We start from the raw sequence: 428 nt of genomic DNA, 5'->3' as shown, positions 1-428 counted from the left end.
CGTCAAATCCATCGGATAACTTCATTCCGACCTTCCTCAATGGTATCGGCCCTTCGACCGGGAGTTGACCGGGTTGTTCCTGAGGCTATGGCATTTGCGGCAAATCAGCGGATATAGCGGATGAGCGGCGCCAATGCACCGCTCACAAGGGCAGGATCAGATCAGGTCCTGAGTCTTGGCCAGCGTGGCGAAGTTGTCAGCCATGATCGCCATTTCCGCTTCCTGCACGCGTTCGGCGCTGAGCACGCCGCCCTTGAACGGCAGATCGCGGGTCGCGCAGGCGTCTTCGACCAGGGTGCAGCGGAAACCGAGATTCTTTGCCGCGCGCACGGTGGTGCTGACGCTGGAGTGACTCATGAAACCGCAAACGATCAGGTCCAGCGAGCCGAGGTTCTGCAGGCGCTCGAGCAGTTCGGTGCCATGGAATG

1 protein-coding gene is annotated in these 428 nt (G+C 60.0%); it reads right to left on the bottom strand.

The window, feature by feature from the left end:
* Window positions 1-156: 156 nt before the first annotated feature.
* Window positions 157-428, bottom strand: a 272-nt coding sequence (locus J5M56_RS25850) for an isochorismatase family protein (protein ID WP_207938165.1), incomplete at its 5' end; no start/stop codon positions are given.

It is taken from the genome of Pseudomonas sp. 51_B, from assembly GCF_017491595.1.
GTDB classification, from domain to species: domain Bacteria; phylum Pseudomonadota; class Gammaproteobacteria; order Pseudomonadales; family Pseudomonadaceae; genus Aquipseudomonas; species Aquipseudomonas promysalinigenes.
This window is presented reverse-complemented; position numbering and strand designations above follow the sequence as displayed.